Consider the following 18,787-nt stretch of genomic DNA (forward strand, 5'->3'; position numbering starts at 1 on the left):
AACAGATGACGTCTTCTGTTCGTTGAAACCTGTCACCCGCCCGGCGCCCGCCGTCACCCCCGCCCGGCGGCGGCGCGGGCGGCCGGCGAGGTGGCGAGGTAGCCCAGCGCCTGGCTGGATGAGCCCTCCTGGGTCGGGTGGTAGCCCGGCCGCAGATAGCGCAGCCCGGAGCGGATGGAGCGGATCGGATCCGGCAGCAGTCCGCGCTTGGCGATTCGGCCGGCCTCCCGCCAGGTGGGCCTGAGCCGCCCCTCCAGGGTCGGGTCGGCGGCGAGCAGGAAGCGGGCGCCGCGCACCCAGAGGTGCACCAGCAGCGGCCCGGAGATCGCCATCCCGCGGACCCGGCGCAGGTATCCCGGGTCCAGGTGGACCATCAGGTCGAAGGCGACGCTGCGGTGCTCGACCTCCTCGGCGCCGTGCCAGCGCAGCAGGTCCAGCATCGTCGGGTCGGCCTTGGCCCGGTCCAGACCCGGGGAGTTGAGCGCCCAGTTGCCGAGGAAGGCGGTGAAGTGCTCGATCGCCGCGACGAAGGCGACCCGTTCGATGACGTTCTCCCGCCGCTGCGCCGGTGTCAGGCCCGGCTTGTCGCCGAGGACGCGCTGGAACAGCCAGGAGATCTGCCGGACGTACGGCCGCGGGTCGAGCCCCTGGCCGAGCAGGTGGTCGAGCACCTCCTGGTGGGCCTCGGCGTGGATGGCCTCCTGCCCGATGAAGCCGAGCACCTCCTCGCGCAGCTGCTCGTCCCGGATGAGCGGCAGCGCCTCCTTGAACACCTTGACGAACCAGCGCTCACCCTCGGGCAGCAGCAGGTGCAGCACGTTGATCACGTGGGTGGCCATCGGCTCGTCCGGGATCCAGTGCAGCGGCAGCCGGGCCCAGTCGAAGCGGACGTCCCGGGGCTCCAGGACGAGGCTCTCGTGCACTCGCGCGGCGGGGGCGGCGACGGCGGGGACGGGGGTGGAGCGGGGCATGGCAGGCCCTCCTGACCTGGGGGCGGCGGCTCGACTCTGCGAAACGTACTCGCCGGTAGAGGTTGGGGACAAGGGGTTCGACGACTCTTATCGACATCGAGTCTAATAAGTGATGTGCACCGCGGGGCAGCCCCCGAAACCCTCCCGTGACTGCGATCGATAGATTGCGAATGCGAGCTCTCGTTTGCGAGCAGCGGTCTGGGCATCGGTCGAGTCACCTGTGACTCGGCACGCTAACTGTCGGGTCAGCACCGGATCTGTCGTCCACCTAACAGCCCCACCAAAGCGCGACGTCTTCTTTGGACGGTTTCGAGCCCAGGGTCGACCGCCGTGTGCTGCAGGCCGCCCTGCCGACCCCGATTCCCGGGGACCGGCAGGTCGGCCTACTCCTGGTCAGTCCCGGCGGGCGCCCTGGATGATCCGGTCGATGACGGCTGCGGCCTGTTCCGGGTGTCCTTCCAGCCACTTGCCGAGGTGTTCCTGGACGGCCCGTTCGACGCAGGCGCGTACTGCGGCGTTACCCAGCCAGCGGCGCGTGGAGCCTTCGAACTCGGGATGGTCAAGCTTCACCGACACGACCGCTGTCAGACCTTCGCTGATCCGATCGGCGTCGAGGTCGGGATCCGTCGCTGTCAGCAGCAGCCGCTCCCGTGCATATGCGGTGACGGCGGCCGCTACCCCGTCGCGGAAGCCGCGCTCGTGTGTGCCGCCGTCAGTGGGCCGGCTGTTGGCGAAGCTCCGGACCCGCTCGTCGTGGGAGGTACGCCAACGCAGGGCCACCTCCACCGTCCCTGCCATCCGCGGTTCCTCCCGCTCGAAGCCGATGATGTGCGGATGAACGGGTTCCTCCTTCTGCTCGTCAAGGACGGCCACGAAGTCTCGCGCGCCGTCGGGATACCGGAACCGCGCCGACCGAGACTCGCCCGGGAGGCGCTGATCGGTCAGAGAGATCTCCAAGCCCCGGTTCAGCAAAGCCAGTTCCCGGAAGCGCTCAGCCAGCCCGTCGAACGAGTACTCCGCGGTTCCGAAGATGTCAGCGTCGGGCCAGAAGGTGATGGTGGTCCCGCTACCGGTCGACGTGCCCGCCTCGGTGAGCGGGGTGACGGCGACCCCGCGCGCGTACCCCTGAACCCAGCGGGCTCCCCCGCGCCGCACTTCGGCCGTCATCCGGCTCGACAGGGCGTTGACGATGAAGGGTCCCACCCCGCAGAAGCCGAGCGTCACGTCGTGGCGACCTCCGGTTGCCGACCCGGTCTGAAAGCGGGTCAGCAGGGCTTCGAGGCCGGAAATGCCGCTGGATCCCGATTCGTCGATACGGACACCCCGCCCGTCGTCGGCGACACGCACGGCGCCGTCGGGTGTGAGGGTGACGGCGACGCAGCTGGCGTGGCCGGCGAGGACCTCGTTCACGGCCCGGTCGGCGACCTCGAAGACCACGTGAAGCAGGCCGCGTTCACCGGTCGAGCCGATGTACATCCCAGGCCGTTTCCGGATGGCTTCCCACCCCTCCAGCACCTGAATCTGGCTGGCGTCGTACTTGCTGGCTTCCTCGCTCATGATGTCCCCTCCGATGCTGTTCAGCAGAACTCCTCAGCCTAGGCGAATCTCTGGAAAACACCAGGTCAGACCATGTTTGCCGAGTGCGTAGACGGGCGGGTGAGAGCCTGCTTGGAGTTGGTCGATCCCGAGGTCGCAAACTGGCGCCGCATCGCTGACGCGGGCCCGGCGAAGCCGCGTACGACACCGTTTTGGACGGCGCCGTGGTCCCCAGTTTCATCAATTTGCGCGTCAGCCGTCGGCGAGTGACTTCTTCGGAGTTGACGACAACTTGCTTGCCGAACGATCACCAGCCGACAGACACCTCGCCGAATCGGCGACAGTCGTCCTGCTGACTCACCCGAAGAAGCGCACGTCGAGTAGTGCGGTTAGCGACAAGTAGCGTGCTGAGTCACATCACTGAGCCGAGCCGCGATAGTTGGAACCTGGCCACGCAGGTTGGAGCTGGAGGGCTCACGACGGCCCCGGCGGGCTTGGGTGTCGGTGGTGTCGGGTTGGATGAGCACGTGACTGTCTATGACGTAGCCCGCCAGCTCCCCAGCATCGCCGACCTGCGGGACAGATGCCGTTCACTGGCGATGCTCGATGCGATCCTGAGCCCGGACTGGGAGGGCCGGTACTACTCCTTCAACGCCGGTTGGGCCGACGGCGAGGAGATGGCGTCGATGCGTAACGGGTCGGGAGACGAGTACTCGATCGTGTTCTCGGCGGCCGGGGCCTATGTGCGGGGCTTCGATCACGAATCGCCGATGAGTCCCTTCGGTAACGATGGCGAGGCCTGGCCAGGAGTGATCGATGCGGTCCCCGAGCACTTCAGGCCCTTCGTCGAGGAGCCGGCGTTCACCGACGAGGACGACGTGCCGGTCGTGACGGCGTGCTTGTGGCGGGGGCCGACGGACGAGCGGTGGCATCACGGGACGATCGACTTCCCTGAGGGTGCTGCCGATCCTGACGGGGCGACGAGCCTGTTCGGCCTCCTGGTCGACCGTTCTCCGGAAGCGTTCCAGCGTTTCGCCGAGGACTACTACGAGGTCTCCATCGAGCTGGGGGCGGTGAGTCAGGTTCATGCCTTGCGGCCGCTGAGCCAGGAACTCGTATCGTTGCTGAACCCTGAGGTCAGCTTGGCGGACCTGGCCCAGGACATCTCCGAGATCGGCTATCCGCACCTGGACCAGGGGTCGGCCTGAACGCTGTCGATCTTTCGGATGAGACGCTCGGCTGGTTCCGACATGAATGGCAATCCGCCGCAGGTCGCACGAAGCGTGACCAGATAGTTCCAACAAGCGTGTCCCGCAAGGTCGGAACCGCCAGGTCAGCACACCATCCTGGTTCCAACTATCGCACCTCGGATCAGTCACGTTGAGTAGTCGACGAGTCCTCCGCTCGACTGGCCATCACCGAGACCCACACGAGCGAGTTGCCACGGGCCGCTGCCTGACTCGGGCACCCGCAGCGGCCCATCACCACCCAAAGCCGTTGGACAGTCCATCTCCGCAGATGACAGGCTCCCGCCTCATGGAGCTACTCGACGTCCTGACGGAACTCGCCTGCTCGGGACAGCTGGGTCCGGTGGCGAACGGCGCCGACTGGAACGCGGTGACCGAGGCCCTCGGCGAGCCCTTTGAGGCGGTTGTCGGGAAGCGGCGATCCTGGCCGCGTCTGTTCGCTTTCGGCGACCTTGAGCTCAGCGTCTGCTGCTGCCAGAAGATCATCCTGATCTGCCTCCAGACCTGGCGGGACGTCGTCGAGCTCCCTGCGGGCCTGGTCACCGAGCAGACGTTCCCCGGCCACCCCAAGTACGCGGACGTGATCGCAGCTCTCGACCACGCCGGTTGCGCCTGGCATCCCTACACACCCCTGACCTTCGACAACCAATGCGCCATCCAGGCCACCTCCTCCGGTGTCGTCTTCGTTTTCGAAATCCCCGAAGGAGAAGACCCCATCCTCAACATCGTGGGACCCCAGCCCCACCGACACGAGTGTCCGGCTGCCGCCAAGACCCGCGCGACACCGTGAGCATGAATCCGACACCGCGTTCACGATGACCCCGGCGGCCTCACGGCCGCCGGGGTCATTTTCACGCGGCTTCATCGACGGCGATCATGTTGCGACCGCACTGGATCGCAGTCGCGGAGAGCCACACCGCCGGACAACACCTCGCAAATTAACGCTCGCAACGGCTCGCAAACTACAAGTCGCAATCCCAGGCTGCAGAAGCCGGACTCGCAAACCATCCGTTGAAGTCACGCCTCCCGTGGAAAGCGCGCGGGCCCCGCCGGACGGTGTGTCCGACGGGGCCCGAGGGGGTGGGCGGGGCTCAGACCGCCATCGCCAGCATCAGCGGCGCCGCCCGCGCCGCCAGCAGCTCGGCGGCGGCCTTCAACTTGTGGATGTTGTCCACCGGCATCGAGGTGGCCAGACAGCCGACCGTGCTGCCCGCCGTGACCGGGACGGCCGCGCAGACCGTGCCCAGCGCGTACTCCTGGATGTCCAGCACCGGCACCGTGGCCGGCTGGCGCTCCAGCCGGTGCATCAACTGGTCGGCATCGGTGACCGTACGGGAGGTGAGCCGGGCGACCGGGTGCCGGGAGAGGTGGTCACGCCGGCCGTCCGCGTCCAGCTGGCTGAGCAGGCACTTGCCGATCGCACTGGCGTGCGCGGTGGCCCGGAAGTCCACCCACTCCTGCACCGCCGGCGCGTAGTCGGCGGCCGAGACCGCCTCGACCGACAACTCCCCGTCGTGGTAACGGGTGAAGTACACTGCGGCGCCCAACTCGTCCCGGAGTTCGGCGAGTTTGCGGTTCAGCCGGGCCTTGACGAGCTGCTCCCGGTTGTGCTGCCCGAGCAGGGCGAAGGTTCCGCCGAGCACCCAACCGCCGTCCTGGCACTGGAGGTAGCCCTCGATCTCGAGGATCTCCGCGAGCCGGCGGACGGTCGGCAGGCCCAGTGAGGTCTCCCGCGCGAGGCCGACCAGGGTGGCGCCGTCGGGGTGCCGGTCGACGGCCTCCAGCAGTCTGAGGGCGTGCTGCAGGGAGGTGAACTGGCCCGTCGGGCCCTGGTCCAGCGCGGCGTGACGACCCGGGGCTGGTGTCGACATGTCGTCCCCTTCCGATGTCCCCCCACGGAGCGACCGCGGGCGTTCTCCAGCCTATCCACCCCGGACCCCGGGCGGCTGCTGTCCGTGAATATCCGTGAACATTCCGTGGAGCAACGGCCGGTCGGCTGGCGGACTTTCCGCCCCGCGTCCGTCCGTGCGACGCCCGACGGGCCCCTCCCCCACTGCCCAGGGGGAGAGGCCCGTCGTGGAACCCCGGGGTGCGGGCCCCGGCGGTTCTGAGGGTGCGGAGAGTGCGCGGGGCACCGAGAGTGCTCGGAGGCGCCGAGAGCGCGCGGAGGTGCGGACGGAGCCGGTCCGCGGCGGTCAGCCCTCGTCGCCCGCGCGGAGCTTGGTGACGGCGGCCTCCAGCCGGGCACCGTACTCCTCGTCGGCGGCGTGGAAGTGGGCGAGGTTCTTCTCCACCACGTCGTCCCGGGTGACCTGCGACAGGAAGCCCGCGAGGTTGTCGATCAGACGGGTCCGCTCGCCCTCCGACATCAGCCGGTAGAGCTCGCCGGCCTGGAAGAAGTCGTCGTCCTTGGTGTGGGCCGGCGTGGTGTAGGTGCCGGTGTAGCCGTCGACCTTGACCGGTGCGGCGAGCGCGCTGTCGCTCTGGACCGGGCCGTCGTACGAGTTGGGCTCGTAGTTCTTGCCGCGACCGGCGCTGTTGACGGCCATCTGGCCGTCCCGGCCGTAGTTGGCGGCCTCGGTGGCGCGCGGGGCGTTCACCGGCAGCAGGGTGTGGTTGACGCCGAGGCGGTAGCGCTGGGCGTCGGCGTAGGCGAACAGTCGGCCCTGGAGCATCTTGTCCGGGGAGGGACCGATGCCGGGCACGAAGTTGTTCGGCGAGAACGCGGACTGCTCGACGTCGGCGAAGACGTTCTCCGGGTTCCGGTTGAGAACCAGGCGGCCGACCTTGACCAGCGGGTAGTCGGCGTGCGGCCACACCTTGGTGAGGTCGAACGGGTTGAAGCGGTAGTCCGCGGCCTCGGCGACCGGCATCAGCTGGACGTAGAGGGTCCAGGACGGGAACACCCCGCGCTCGATGGCCTGGTGGAGGTCGCGCTGGTGCGAGTCGGCGTCGGCGCCGACCACCTCGGCGGCCTGGCCGCCGTCCAGGCTGCGGATGCCCTGGTTGGTCTTGAAGTGGTACTTCACCCAGTAGGCCTCGCCCTCGGCGTTGACCCACTGGTAGGTGTGCGAGCCGTAGCCGTTCATGTGGCGGTACGAGGCGGGGATGCCGCGGTCGCCGAACAGCCAGGTGATCTGGTGGGTCGAGGCCGGCGAGTGGGCCCAGAAGTCCCAGACGTTGTCCGCCTCCTGCACGCCGGTGTACGGGTCGCGCTTCTGCGAGTGGATGAAGTCGGGGAACTTGATCGGGTCCTTGATGAAGAACACCGGGGTGTTGTTGCCGACGAGGTCGTAGTTGCCCTCCTCGGTGTAGAACTTCAGCGCGAAGCCGCGCGGGTCGCGCACCGCGTCGCTGGCGCCCAGGTTGCCGGCCACGGTGGAGAACCGCACGAAGACCTCGGTGCGCTTGCCGACCTCGGACAGGAACGCCGCGCGGGTGTACTTCGACACCTCGTCGGTGACCTCGAAGTAGCCGTACGCGCCGGAGCCGCGGGCGTGCACGACGCGCTCCGGGATGCGCTCGCGGTTGAACCGGGCCAGCTTCTCCAGCAGGTGCTGGTCCTGGAGCAGCAGCGGGCCGTACTCGCCGGCCGAGGCCGAGTTCTGGTTGTCGGCGACCGGGGCGCCGGACTCCGTGGTCAGGATCTTGGACATGGAGGGTCCTTCAGGTGTCGATAAGGCGGTGCGTGAAGGCGGTACGTGAAGGCGGTACGCGGAGGCGGTACGTGGAGGCGGTGCGCGGAGGGCGTGGGGGCGGGCCCGCGCCGGGCTCAGACGCCCAGCAGGCGCCACAGCGCCGAGCGGCGGCGGGCGGAGTGCTCGCCGTCCGGGCCGTCGGCCGGCCGGAGGGCGGCGACCGCGGCGGTGGCCGCGGCCGGGTCCGCCAGCGGGCGGGCGGCGGCCAGGTCGGCCGCCTCCTCGGCGGTCAGGCCGGCGCCGGTGAGCGCGGCGGCGGCCTCGGCGGCCGGGACGGCGTTGAACCAGCGCAGCGCGAGGCCCGCGCGGCCGGCCTCGGTGAGGCGGCCGGTGAGCCGGAGGCGGGCCAGGCCGCCGTCCGGGTAGACGTTGATCCGCACGTGGGTCACCGGGCGGCCGGCGTCGAGCCGGAAGCGGTGCCGGGTGTCGGGCTGCAGCCGGGTGCGGGGCAGGAGTTCAAACCATTCGCCGTCGGCCGGCGTCTGTGGAGACGCGGCCTGCCCGGTCGAGGCGTCGAAGCCGATCAGGTCGGCCCAGCCGGGGGCATTGGCGACGAAGTGGGTGGTGTCCACCTCGGCGGCCAGGACCTCACCGCCCCCGGCCAGGGCGATCTGCACCCAGTCGTTGGCCTTGTCGCGCCGACGCCGGGTCTCCCAGCCCTCGCCCATGACGGAGGCGCGACCGGGAGCGTTCAGGTTGTGCGGGGAGGAGAAGTAGCGGTCGGACGCCGCCTCGGCCACGCCGCCGTACTCCTGGGCCGCCAGGTCGAAGGTGAGGCCGTCCAGTTCGCGCGGGTCGGGCAGCACCTCGCCGTGCACCCGGAGCCGGGCGACGCCGCCGTCCGGGAAGATGCTCAGCCGTACGTGGGTGTAGCGGGCGTCGTCCTGGACGGCGAACTCGTGGGCGGTGTCGCCCCGGAGCGGGGTGCGCGGCACGATGACCGTCCACTCGGCGGCCTGCACCTCCTCGGGCGAGGGGTGGCCGGGTACGGAGGCGGCCTCGACGGTCGCGCTCTCCGGGTAGTTGCCGGTGAAGTGGGCGGTGTCGACGATCACGCCGTGGATGACGCCGCCGACGCCGAGCCGCACGATCGCCCAGTCGTGGTCCTGGTCGGTGGGGTGCGGCTGCTCGGCGGAGACGCCGCGGCGGCGCTTGGACTCCCAGCCGTCCATGATCTGGCCCTTGTGGCCGAAGGTGTGCGGGCGGAACTCGGCGGGCTTGGCGACCAGCAGGTTCTCGGCGTCCGCGAAGGTGTCCTCGTTGGTGGCGACGACGCCCGCGCCGAGCAGTCGGGAGGCCAGGTCGACCAGCTCGGTGAAGGGAGCGCTCGGGGTGTCGGCAGTGGTCACTGGCTCTCCTCGGAAGAAGGTTTCGGTTCAGGAAGCTCGGTCGGTTCGGGAAGCGGTGTCACCTCAGGAACCTTTGACGGAAGGGGAGTTGTTGGATCAGGAGTTGTCGCGCCGGAAGTTGTCGGGTCGGTAGTTGTCGGGCCGGGTGAGTTGCCGGCCGAACGGCTCGGCGCCGGTGTCCACCGCGCGGCCGCGCAGCCAGGTGGTGCGGACGGCTCCGCTCAAGGTCCGCCCGGCGTACGGGGTCACCGGGTTGCGGTGGTGCAACTCGCGGGCGTGGACGGCGAATTCTCCGTCCGGGTCGAAGGCGACCAGGTCGGCGTCGCAGCCCGCCGAGATGGCACCCTTGGTGCCGGTGAGGCCGACCAGTTCGGCCGGTCCGGAGGACATCCAGCGCACCACGTCGGCCAGCGTGTGGCCGCGGCGGCGGGCCTCGGTCCAGATGGCGGGCAGGCCCAGTTGCAGCGAGGCGATGCCGCCCCAGGCCGCCGCGAAGTCGCCGCTGCCGCCGTACTCGGGCAGCAGCTTGAGGTCGGGGGTGGACGGCGAGTGGTCGGAGACGACGGCGGCGAACTCGCCGTTCGCCAGGGCCTCCCAGAGCGCGTCCCGGTTGGCCTCGTCGCGGATCGGCGGGCAGCACTTGAAGGCGGTGTCGCCGTCCGGCACCTGCTCGGCGGCCAGGGTCAGGTAGTGCGGGCAGGTCTCGGCGGTCACCCGTACACCGTCCTCGCGGGCCTTGCGCAGCAGCGGCAGCACGGCCGCCGAGGAGACGTGCAGGATGTGCACCCGGGTGCCGGTGCGCCGGGCGGTGTGGAGCAGGTGGGCGACCGCCGCGGTCTCCGCGCCGGCCGGCCGGGAGGCGAGGAAGTCCCGGTAGTGGACGCCGGGTTGCTGCGGCGCGGCGGCCAGGACGGCCGGGTCCTCGGCGTGGATGATCGCCAGTGCGCCGATCCGGGCCTGCTCGGCCAGGGCGGCCTCCAGGTCGGCCGCCTCGACGTGCGGGAACTCGTCCACGCCGGACGGCGCGAGGAAGCTCTTGAAGCCGAACACGCCTGCCCGGTGCAGGGGTTCGAGGTCCGCGACGTTGCCCGGGACCGCCCCGCCCCAGAAGCCGAGGTCGACCCAGGCCTGGCCCTCGGCGGTCTTCCGCTTGACGTCCAGCCCCGCGACCGTGGTGGTGGGCGGGACGGAGTTGAGCGGCATGTCGATGATCGTGGTGACGCCGCCGGCTGCGGCGGCCCGGGTGGCGGTGGCGAAGCCCTCCCACTCGGTGCGGCCGGGCTCGTTGACGTGCACGTGGGTGTCGACCAGGCCGGGCAGCAGGGCGGTGTCGCCGAGGTCTACGAGTTCGCTGTCGCCGACCACCAGCGAGCCGTGGGCGGCGACCTGCTCGATCCTGCCGTCCCGGATCAGCACGTCCGCGGGGCGCTCGCCGTCGGGCAGCACCGCCCGGCGGGAGCGGATCACCGCTGGCTGGCTGAACGGCATGGGGACCTCCGAAACCTGGAACTGGGCGGGACGGGGGGTACTCGCGGGTACCCGGGGTAGGCGGGGACACACCGGACCACGCGGCCCGGGGAGGCGCTCGCGGGTGGTCGGACGGGTGGTCGAAGTGGGCGGGAACCGAAGGATTGCCGGGAGCCTAGGCCCGCCTTCAACAAAACGTCAATGGAGGAACGTACGAGGGCTCAGCCCGGCAGCAGCGCCCCGGCCAACCGCTCCCCCGCCACCTCGGCCAGCTCGCCGGCCCTGGCCATGCTGTCCCCCGGCTGCTCGGCCAGGTCGGTGAGCGCGATCGCGGCGGTGAAGCCGGCCGCCCGCCACTCGGGCTCGGACAGCTCCAGCCGACCCGCCACGGCGGCCACCCGAACCCCCGCCCGGGCAGCCGCCGCGGCGACTCCGGCGGGGGCCTTGCCATGGAGCGTCTGAGCGTCCAGGCAGCCCTCACCGGTGACGACGAGGCGTGCCCCACGCACGGCCTCGTCGAAACCCAGCAGTTCGAGCAGCAGCTCGATACCGGGTCGCATGGTGGCGCCGAGCAGGGCGAGGGCGGCGAAGCCCACCCCGCCCGCGGCCCCGGCGCCGGGGGCCTCCCGTACGTCCCGCCCGGTCACCGCGGCGACCCGGTCGGCGAAGCGGGTCAACCCCTGCTCCAGGACCACCAGGTCGTCCCCGTCGGCGCCCTTCTGCGGGCCGTAGACGGCGGTGGCGCCGCGCGGGCCGAGCAGCGGGTTGTCCACGTCGCAGGCGACCACGACCTCCACGCCGGTCAGCAGTTCGGCCAGCGGACCGGGGTCGATCCGCTCCAGCCGGGTCAACGCGGCGCCGCCGGGCGGCAGTTCGACGTCGTCGGCGTCCCGCAGCCGGACCCCGAGGGCCTGCACCATGCCGGCCCCGCCGTCGGTGCAGGCACTGCCGCCGAGGCCCAGCACGATCCGCTTGGCGCCCATCGACACCGCCCGGCCGATCAGCTGGCCGACGCCGTAGGAGCCGGCCGCGAGCGGGGCGGTCCGGCCGCCGGGCAGCCGGGCCAGCCCGGACGCCTGGGCCAGCTCGACCACGGCGGTGTCGCCGCGGACGGCGAGCGCGGCGTCCACCGGCAGGCCGGTCGGGCCGGCCACCTTGGCCGGGACCCGGGTGAAGCCGGCCGCGAGCGCCGCGGCCAGGGTGCCCTCGCCGCCGTCGGCGACGGGCAGTTCGCGGACCTCGGTGCCGGGCGCGGCGCGCCGGATGCCGGCGGCGATCCGGGCGGCGACCTCGGCGCCCTCCAGGCTGCCCTTGAACTTGTCCGGCGCTACGACCACATGGCCCTGGAGGGGGGTGGGGGGCATCGGTGGTCCTCACTTCCGTACGGGGGTCTGGCAGTGGTTCGACAAGCATGGGTCCGGTGGCCCCGGGACCGCGACCCCCCGCGGAGGGCGGCACGGCCGGACCCGGAGGGCAGTGCCGCTGGCCCCGGAGGGCAGTGCGGCCGGGCGTGCGACCGGGCCCGCGGAGGGCGGCACGACCGTGGTCGGTGCGACCCCCTCCCCGCCGTTCCCCTCGTCCCGCTTCCGACGTACGAGGGGCTCCCCTCGGCGGGGAGGGGGCCAGGCGACGCGCGTGCGGCACGACCGAAGTGCCCCCCAGGGAAGGGTGTGCGCGTCACCGGCTTGGGTCGACCGGCGGGCGGGCGGATGAGCCCCTGCCCGCGCGCCGGTCGGGCCTGGCCTCCTGGTGGCGCGGGCACGACCGGATCAGGTACACGCCACCAGGAGGAGTTTTCGGGAGGTGTTCGGCCACCTCGGGTTACGCCATATCGCGCTACGCCATGTCGTTGCGCCACCTCGGGTTACGCCATGTCGCGCTACGCCATGTCGTTACGCCACGTCGCGTCACGCCACGTCGCGGCCGGAGAGCCGCTCGACGCCGCGCAGCAGCGCCGAGTGGTCGAGCGAGCCGTCGCCGTTGGCGCGGGCGGAGGCGACCAGCTGGGCCACCACGGCGCCGACCGGCAGCGCGGCGCCCACGGCGCGCGCGGCGTCGGTGACGATGCCCATGTCCTTGTGGTGCAGGTCGATCCGGAAGCCGGGGGCGAACTCGCGGTTGAGCATGTTCGCCTTCTTGCGGTTGAGCACGGTGGATCCGGCCAGGCCGCCGCCGAGCACGTCCAGCGCGGCGCCGAGGTCGACCCCGGCGTTCTCCAGGAACACCACGGCCTCGGCGAGCACCTGGATGTTGACCGCGACGATCAGCTGGTTGGCGGCCTTGACGGTCTGGCCGGCGCCGTCCGGGCCGACGTGGACGACCGTGGTGCCCAGCGCGTCGAACAGCGGCTTGGCCTCGGCGAAGTCCGCCGCCTCGCCGCCGACCATGATCGACAGCACCGCCTCGACGGCGCCGGCCTCGCCACCGGAGACCGGGGCGTCCAGGGTGCGCACGCCCTTCTCCCGGGCGGCCTTGCCGACCTTGATGGAGGTCTGCGGGGTGATCGAGGACATGTCGATCACCAGGGTGCCCGGCTGGACGTTCTCCAGGACGCCGCCCTCGCCGAGGATGACCGCCTCGACGTGCGGGTCGGCCGGGACCATGGTGACCACGATCTCGGCGTCCTTCACCGCGTCGGCGATGCTGGCGGCGCCGTGGCCGCCGGCCGCGACCACGGTGTCGATCGAGGCCTGGGAGAGGTCGAAGCCGGTCACGTGGTGGCCGGCCTTGACCAGGTTGACGGCCATGGGCTTGCCCATGATGCCGAGGCCGACGAAGGCAATCTTGCGGGAGGCGCTCATCGCGTCGGGTTCCTTACGTGTGCGGGTGGGGAGGGGTGTGACGCCCGGCCGCGCCGGCGCCTGCCGGGCTGCCGCCGGACAGGCCCTAACGGGCCGCGCGCAGCTCGCGCGGCAGCCAGTCGAAGCTGTCGGCGCTGACGCCGGACGAGGGCCGGTACTCCAGGCCGATCGAGCCGGTGTAGCCGGCGGCGCTGAGCCGGGCGAACAGGTCCTCGAAGTCCAGCTCACCGGTGCCGGGCTCGTTGCGGCCGGGGTTGTCGGCGATCTGCACGTGGCCGATCTTGTCGGCGTGGAGGTCGATGACGGCCGCCAGGTCCTCGCCGTTCATGGCCAGGTGGTAGAGGTCGCAGAGGAACCGGGCGTTCCCCAGGCCGGTGGCGGCGTTGACCTTGTCGACCACCTCGACGGCGGCGGCCGCGGAGACCAGCGGGTAGTCCGGGGACTCGGCCTTGTTGAGGGCCTCGATCAGCAGGACGGCGCCGATCTCGTGCGCCGCCTGTGCGGCGAGCACCAGGTTCTCCAGCGCCAGCGCGTCCTGCTCGGCCGGCTCGACGCCCTCGATCCGGTTGCCGTACAGCGCGTTGAGCGCGGTGGCACCGAGCGAGGCGGCGAGTTCCGCGGCGACCGGGAGGTTGGCCCGGAAGCGGTCCCGCTCGGACGGGACCGAGACGGTACCCCGGGCACCCTGGCTGAGGTCGTCGAGGAAGTTGAGGCCGGTGAGCCGGACCCCGGCGTCACTGAACGCCTTGCGCACCGCGTCGAGTTCGGCCCGGCCCGGGCTGTGCTCGGTGCCGAACGGCCACCAGAGCTCGGCGGCCGTGAAGCCGGCCGCGGCGGCGGCCGCGGGGCGCTCCAGCAGCGGGAGTTCGCCGAACAGGATCGACAGGTTGACCGTGAAGCCGTGCTTGGCAGCCGCCGTCACGTCCATCACCTCTCACTCTCTCTTCCTTCATCCGCAACTTCCACGATCCGGAAGAGGGATTCTGTGTGGTGGAAGCATCTCCGGCCTGCCGAGTGGGTGTCAAGGCTGCCGCAACATTTTGTTGAAGTAGCCCGAAGGGGCCCGCTCACCAGGCCCGCGACTGTTCGATCGCCCAGCCCCTGCCCCCGCCCACCCCCGCTCGATACAGTGAGCAGGTGCGATTGATGGTGGAGTTCACGACAGAACCGTTCGAATTGGACACGTTCCCCGAGCACGCCGCTGCGGCCCGCAAGGTCGTCGACGAGGCCGGCCTGGACGTGTCGGTCGGGCCCTTCGGGACCGGCGCCGAGGGCGAGGCCGAGCAGGTACTCACCGCGGTGACCCGACTGCTCCGGGAGACCCTGGAGGCCGGGGCGACCCGCATCTCCGTCCAGGTCAGCCTGCTGGACGAGGAGGGCGGTACGCCGTGACCGAGCACGTGGAACACCCGCTCGCCGCGGCGATCAAGCCGCTGCTGGACGCGGTCGGCGCGACGCCCGTCCCGCTGGACGAGGCGAAGGCCGAGGACGTCGTCCTGGAGTGGGAGGGCACCCCGGCCCTCGCCGTCCGACTGCCGCACCTGAGCAGTGCGCTGGACCGGCTGCTGACCGAGATGACCCGGCAGTTCGACGGCCGCCCGCTGGCCGAGCTGGACCGCTGGGAGAAGCAGCGGGTGGTCGCCCTCCTGGAGGAGCGCGGCGCGTTCACCGTCCGCCACGGCGTCGAGACGGTCGCCTCGGCCCTGGGCGTCAGCCGCTTCACCGTGTACAACTACCTGAACCGCCAGGACGGCTCCAAGCCGTCCTGAGCGCGGCCCACGATGAGCCGCAGAACGGGTGACCCCGCCGGTGCCGAGAAGTCTGGATCGGCCCACGGCGGGGCGCACTTGGCGAATCGCACACGAAAGGGCCCCGCATCGCGGGCCGGTTCAAAACGTAACCACCAACCGTTCAACAAACTGTTGACGGCTGGGTGGGGCCGATCTAGCTTTTCCGGGTGGCACCACTCTTCAGGAGGTCCACCCGTGACCAACCACCCCCACACCCTTGACGCCCTGGCCGCAGCCGATGCCGCGGAACTGGCAGAGATCCTGCTGGAGGTATGCTCCAGCCCCCGTTGGGCCGCCGCGGTCGCGGAGGCCGAGCCCTGGTCCAGCCGGGAGGCCCTGCTCGCCGCCAACGCGGCGGCGATGGCCGACCTGACCGACGCGGACCTGCGCGACGCGATGGCCGGACACGCCCGGATCGGCCAGCCCAGGACGGGCGACGCCACCTCCGAGCGCGAACAGGCCGGCCTCCAGGGCGTGGACCAAGCGGTCCTCGACGAACTGCGCGGGGCCAACACCGACTACGAGGCCAAGTTCGGCCACGTGTTCCTGATCTGCGCGACCGGCCGCACCGCGGCCACCATGCTCGCGGCGCTGCGCGAGCGCCTGCCCAACGACCCCACCACCGAGGCGGAGATCGTCCGGGGCGAGCTGCGCAAGATCAACGACATTCGGCTCAACCGCCTCCTCGACGCTTCCTGACGCTTCGTCAAGAATGATTCGCGGGCGGGACGTCCCCACCCCCGGACGGCCACCACACATGATCTGACGCACCACCACCTCTGCCATCAGTAAGGTCACTTCACCCATGACTGGCATCTCCACCCACGTGCTCGACACCAGCCTCGGCCGCCCGGCCGAGGGTGTCCCGGTCGAGCTCGCACTGCACACCGAGGGTGGCTGGCAGGTGCTCGGCACCTCCGCCACGGACTCCGACGGCCGGGTCAAGGACCTGCCGGCCGTGGAGGCGGGCTCGGTCGTCCGGCTGCTCTTCGACACCGGCGCGTACTACGCGCTGAAGTCCGCCGAGCCGCCGTTCTTCCCCGAGGTCTCGATCGTCTTCACGGTCGCGCCCGAGCAGCACCACTACCACGTGCCGCTGCTGCTGAACCCGTTCGGATACTCGGTCTACCGCGGAAGCTAGTAGACCGACCTGGAAGCTTAGGAGCCTGTCATGGCCCACGTGCTCGGTCAGAACCAGTACGGCAAGGCGGAGAACCGCATCGTCCGGGTCTACCGCGACTCCACGCGGCACGAGATCAAGGACCTCAACGTCTCGGTCTCCCTCCAGGGCGAGTTCGAGGACGTCCACCTCACCGGGTCCAACGCCAACTGCCTTCCCACCGACACCACCAAGAACACCGTCTACGCCTTCGCCAAGGAGTACGGCATCGACTCCGCCGAGGCCTTCGGCATCCTGCTGGCCCGGCACTTCGTCGACGACACCGAGCGCGGCGTCGTGCACAGCGCCCGGATCCGGATCGAGGAGTACACCTGGGACCGGATCCGGACGCCCGACAGCTCGGCCCGCTTCATCGGCTCCGAGGAGGTCGGCCACTCCTTCGTCCGCAACGGCCAGGAGACCCGCACCACCGAGGTCGTCTACGACGGCGAGAAGGTCCAGGTCATCTCCGGCCTGAAGGACCTCGTCGTCATGAACTCCACCAACTCGGAGTTCTGGGGCTACATCAAGGACCAGTACACCACCCTCCAGGAGGCGTACGACCGCATCCTCGCCACCCAGGTCACCGCCCGCTGGAAGTACGGCTACAGCGGTCGCGACGGCGAGGCCCAGCCCAACTGGAACCGCTCCTACACCCATGTGAAGCGGCACATGCTGGAGGCGTTCGCCGAGACCTACTCCTACTCGCTGCAGCAGACCCTGCACTCGATGGGCACCCGGGTCCTCAACAACCGCGCCGAGGTTGACGAGGTCCGTCTCGAACTGCCCAACAAGCACCACTTCCTCGTCGACCTGGAGCCCTTCGGGCTCAAGAACGAGAACGAGGTCTACTACGCGGCGGACCGGATGTACGGCCTGATCGAGGGCACCGTGCACCGCGAGGGCGTCGTCCCGGTCATCCCGGTCGTCTGACCTCCCCCGCCCCCGCCCGCACCACGCCTTCCCGCACCACCGGTCCCAGTACCACCCGTTCCCGCACCACCGGTCCCAGTACCACCCGTTCCCGCACCACCCGTTCCCGCACCACCTGTTTCTCCACCCCCACCAACCGGAGTTCGTGTCTGCCTCACGGCGGCCGGCCCGGGGCACTGGAGAAGCGTCCCGAGGGATCCTTGCTCCGCCGTCCCGCCCTCGGGGGTCTCCAGCGCCACGGGCGCGCCGGGAGCCACGGGCACAAGAGGGGCTCGACATGGCACCCAGCAACACCAGCAGTAACGACGGCGGTTCCACCCCAGCAAGAACCCCGGGCCCGGACGGCACCTCAACCCGCCTCCCAGGCGTGCCGTCCGGCTCCGGAACCCACCCCGTGGACGAGGTGCTGCCACCGGTGAAGCTGTTCTCCACCGGGCTCCAGCACGTCGCCGCGATGTACGCGGGAGTCGTCGCACCCCCGCTCATCGTCGGCGCCGGCGTCGGGCTCTCCGCCGCCGACCTCGCCCTGCTGATATCGGCCAGCCTGTTCACCGCCGGACTGGCCACCCTGCTCCAGACCCTCGGGGTCTGGAAGATCGGCGCGCGGCTGCCGTTCGTGAACGGCGTGTCGTTCGCGGGCGTCGCGCCCATGATCGCCATCGCCAACGAGCACGGTCCGAAGAACGCCCTCCCGGTGATCTTCGGCGCGGTGATCGTCGCGGGGGTCCTGTGCTTCCTCGCGGCGCCGTACTTCTGCAAGCTCATCCGGTTCTTCCCCCCGGTCGTACAGGGCACCGTGATCACCCTCATCGGGGTGTCCCTGCTCCCGGTGGCCGTGAACTGGGCGCGCGGCGGTTCGCCGAGCGCCCCCGGGTACGGCTCCATGCGGGCCATCGGCCTCGCCGCGATCACCCTCGTCGCGGTGGTGCTCTGCAACCGGCTGCTGCGCGGCTTCTGGCAGCAGTTGTCCCTGCTCATCGGCCTGGCGTTCGGCACCCTGATCGCCTTCCCGCTGGGGCTGGCCGACTTCGGCGCGGTCCAGGACGCGAAGGTCTTCGCGCTCCCGTCGCCGTTCCACTTCGGCGCGCCGATGTTCGACGCCGCCGCGATCATCTCGATGTGCATCGTCATGGTGGTCTCGATGACCGAGTCCACCGCCGACATGCTCGCCCTCGGCAAGATCGTCGAGCGCGAGGCCGACGAACCCACGCTCGCCGCCGGCCTGCGGGCCGACGGACTGGCCACCGCGATCAGCCCCGTCTTCAACGGCTTCGCCGCCAGCGCCTTCGCCCAGAACATCGGGCTGGTGGCGCTGACCAAGATCCGCAGCCGCTTCGTGGTCGCGGCCGGCGGAGGCATCCTGATCCTGTTGGGGCTCTTCCCCGTACTCGGTTCGGTCGTCTCCCTGGTACCGCAACCCGTCCTCGGCGGCGCCGGGATCGTGCTGTTCGGCACGGTCGCGGCGAGCGGGATCCGCACCCTCGCGGAGGCCGGCATGGAGTCCAGCGCCAACACCATCCTGGTTTCGGTCTCGCTCGGGGTCGGCATCATCCCGATCGCCGTACCCACCTTCTACGACGCCTTCCCGGAGGCCGTCCGGACCCTGATGCACTCGGGGATCTCGGCCGGCTGCGTGATGGCCGTCCTGCTCAACCTGCTCTTCCACCACGTCGGAGCCGTCCGCCGGTCCGGATCCGAATCCGAATCTGGAACTGGATCTGGATCTGGATCCGAATCCAGATCCGGCCAGGGCTCCGGCGCGACGGTGCCGACGGCGACACCGTCCTGACCGATCCGGGCGGGGGCGCGCGCCACTGAGTGCGCGCCCCTCCTGGC

At 70.7% G+C, this 18,787-nt stretch carries 17 protein-coding genes; 8 read left to right on the forward strand and 9 right to left on the reverse strand.

Annotation, left to right across the window (positions count from 1 at the left end; genetic code table 11):
- Nucleotides 1-53: 53 nt before the first annotated feature.
- Together ACFWIS_RS17630 and ACFWIS_RS17635 are read right to left on the reverse strand one after the other, a co-directional pair.
- Nucleotides 54-971: a metal-dependent hydrolase gene (locus ACFWIS_RS17630; RefSeq protein ID WP_380450811.1), complete on the reverse strand. Its 918-nt coding sequence runs from the start codon at nt 969-971 to the stop codon at nt 54-56.
- Nucleotides 972-1,364: 393 nt separating this feature from the next.
- Nucleotides 1,365-2,528: an ATP-binding protein gene (locus ACFWIS_RS17635; RefSeq protein WP_380450814.1), complete on the reverse strand. Its 1,164-nt coding sequence runs from the start codon at nt 2,526-2,528 to the stop codon at nt 1,365-1,367.
- 506 nt (nt 2,529-3,034) lie between these two features.
- Here ACFWIS_RS17635 and ACFWIS_RS17640 point away from each other — a divergent pair.
- Both ACFWIS_RS17640 and ACFWIS_RS17645 read left to right on the forward strand, forming a co-directional pair.
- On the forward strand, nt 3,035-3,715 hold the full coding sequence (locus ACFWIS_RS17640) for a hypothetical protein (protein WP_380450817.1): 681 nt from the start codon (nt 3,035-3,037) through the stop codon (nt 3,713-3,715).
- A gap of 328 nt (nt 3,716-4,043) precedes the next feature.
- A complete protein-coding gene (locus tag ACFWIS_RS17645) occupies nt 4,044-4,544 on the forward strand; it encodes a hypothetical protein (protein WP_380450819.1) in 501 nt (166 codons plus the stop codon).
- Nucleotides 4,545-4,845: 301 nt separating this feature from the next.
- On the opposite strand, the gene ACFWIS_RS17650 is transcribed toward ACFWIS_RS17645, so the two are convergent.
- The 7 genes from ACFWIS_RS17650 to ACFWIS_RS17680 all read right to left on the reverse strand — a co-directional run bounded on the left by ACFWIS_RS17650 (nt 4,846) and on the right by ACFWIS_RS17680 (nt 13,997).
- Nucleotides 4,846-5,625 carry an IclR family transcriptional regulator gene (locus ACFWIS_RS17650; protein ID WP_380450822.1) on the reverse strand — a complete coding sequence of 260 codons (780 nt, stop codon included), beginning with the start codon at nt 5,623-5,625 and terminating at the stop codon, nt 4,846-4,848.
- A gap of 324 nt (nt 5,626-5,949) precedes the next feature.
- Nucleotides 5,950-7,410 carry a catalase gene (locus ACFWIS_RS17655; protein WP_380450825.1) on the reverse strand — a complete coding sequence of 487 codons (1,461 nt, stop codon included), beginning with the start codon at nt 7,408-7,410 and terminating at the stop codon, nt 5,950-5,952.
- Between the two features lie 116 nt (nt 7,411-7,526).
- Nucleotides 7,527-8,801 carry an allantoicase gene (gene alc, locus ACFWIS_RS17660; RefSeq protein WP_380450828.1) on the reverse strand — a complete coding sequence of 425 codons (1,275 nt, stop codon included), beginning with the start codon at nt 8,799-8,801 and terminating at the stop codon, nt 7,527-7,529.
- Between the two features lie 96 nt (nt 8,802-8,897).
- Nucleotides 8,898-10,289, reverse strand: a complete 1,392-nt coding sequence (allB, locus tag ACFWIS_RS17665; RefSeq protein WP_380450830.1) for an allantoinase AllB — start codon at nt 10,287-10,289, stop codon at nt 8,898-8,900.
- Nucleotides 10,290-10,489: 200 nt separating this feature from the next.
- Nucleotides 10,490-11,632, reverse strand: a complete 1,143-nt coding sequence (locus ACFWIS_RS17670) for a glycerate kinase (protein WP_380450833.1) — start codon at nt 11,630-11,632, stop codon at nt 10,490-10,492.
- 543 nt (nt 11,633-12,175) lie between these two features.
- Nucleotides 12,176-13,069, reverse strand: coding sequence for a 2-hydroxy-3-oxopropionate reductase (locus tag ACFWIS_RS17675; RefSeq protein ID WP_380450836.1), 894 nt, complete (start codon nt 13,067-13,069; stop codon nt 12,176-12,178).
- An 85-nt stretch (nt 13,070-13,154) separates the two neighbouring features.
- The gene (locus tag ACFWIS_RS17680; protein WP_380450838.1) at nt 13,155-13,997 is read right to left on the reverse strand and encodes a TIM barrel protein; all 843 of its coding nucleotides are present in this window, start codon (nt 13,995-13,997) and stop codon (nt 13,155-13,157) included.
- Between the two features lie 209 nt (nt 13,998-14,206).
- Between ACFWIS_RS17680 and ACFWIS_RS17685 the strand changes: the two genes are divergently transcribed.
- The 6 genes from ACFWIS_RS17685 (at nt 14,207) to ACFWIS_RS17710 (ending at nt 18,740) form a co-directional block, all read left to right on the forward strand.
- Nucleotides 14,207-14,461, forward strand: a complete 255-nt coding sequence (locus tag ACFWIS_RS17685; protein WP_380450841.1) for a thiamine-binding protein — start codon at nt 14,207-14,209, stop codon at nt 14,459-14,461.
- The gene (locus ACFWIS_RS17690; protein WP_380450843.1) at nt 14,458-14,838 is read left to right on the forward strand and encodes a helix-turn-helix domain-containing protein; all 381 of its coding nucleotides are present in this window, start codon (nt 14,458-14,460) and stop codon (nt 14,836-14,838) included. Before ACFWIS_RS17685 ends, ACFWIS_RS17690 begins: the two co-directional genes overlap by 4 nt.
- Nucleotides 14,839-15,054: 216 nt before the next feature.
- The gene (gene uraD, locus ACFWIS_RS17695; RefSeq protein ID WP_380450846.1) at nt 15,055-15,558 is read left to right on the forward strand and encodes a 2-oxo-4-hydroxy-4-carboxy-5-ureidoimidazoline decarboxylase; all 504 of its coding nucleotides are present in this window, start codon (nt 15,055-15,057) and stop codon (nt 15,556-15,558) included.
- A 106-nt stretch (nt 15,559-15,664) separates the two neighbouring features.
- Nucleotides 15,665-16,000, forward strand: coding sequence for a hydroxyisourate hydrolase (uraH, locus tag ACFWIS_RS17700; protein ID WP_188309321.1), 336 nt, complete (start codon nt 15,665-15,667; stop codon nt 15,998-16,000).
- A gap of 30 nt (nt 16,001-16,030) precedes the next feature.
- Nucleotides 16,031-16,951: a factor-independent urate hydroxylase gene (gene pucL / locus ACFWIS_RS17705; RefSeq protein WP_380450849.1), complete on the forward strand. Its 921-nt coding sequence runs from the start codon at nt 16,031-16,033 to the stop codon at nt 16,949-16,951.
- A 277-nt stretch (nt 16,952-17,228) separates the two neighbouring features.
- Nucleotides 17,229-18,740 carry a nucleobase:cation symporter-2 family protein gene (locus ACFWIS_RS17710; protein WP_380450851.1) on the forward strand — a complete coding sequence of 504 codons (1,512 nt, stop codon included), beginning with the start codon at nt 17,229-17,231 and terminating at the stop codon, nt 18,738-18,740.
- The last annotated feature ends 47 nt before the right edge of the window (nt 18,741-18,787 follow it).

Source organism: Kitasatospora sp. NPDC127060 (assembly GCF_042724935.1).
Classification (GTDB): domain Bacteria; phylum Actinomycetota; class Actinomycetes; order Streptomycetales; family Streptomycetaceae; genus Kitasatospora.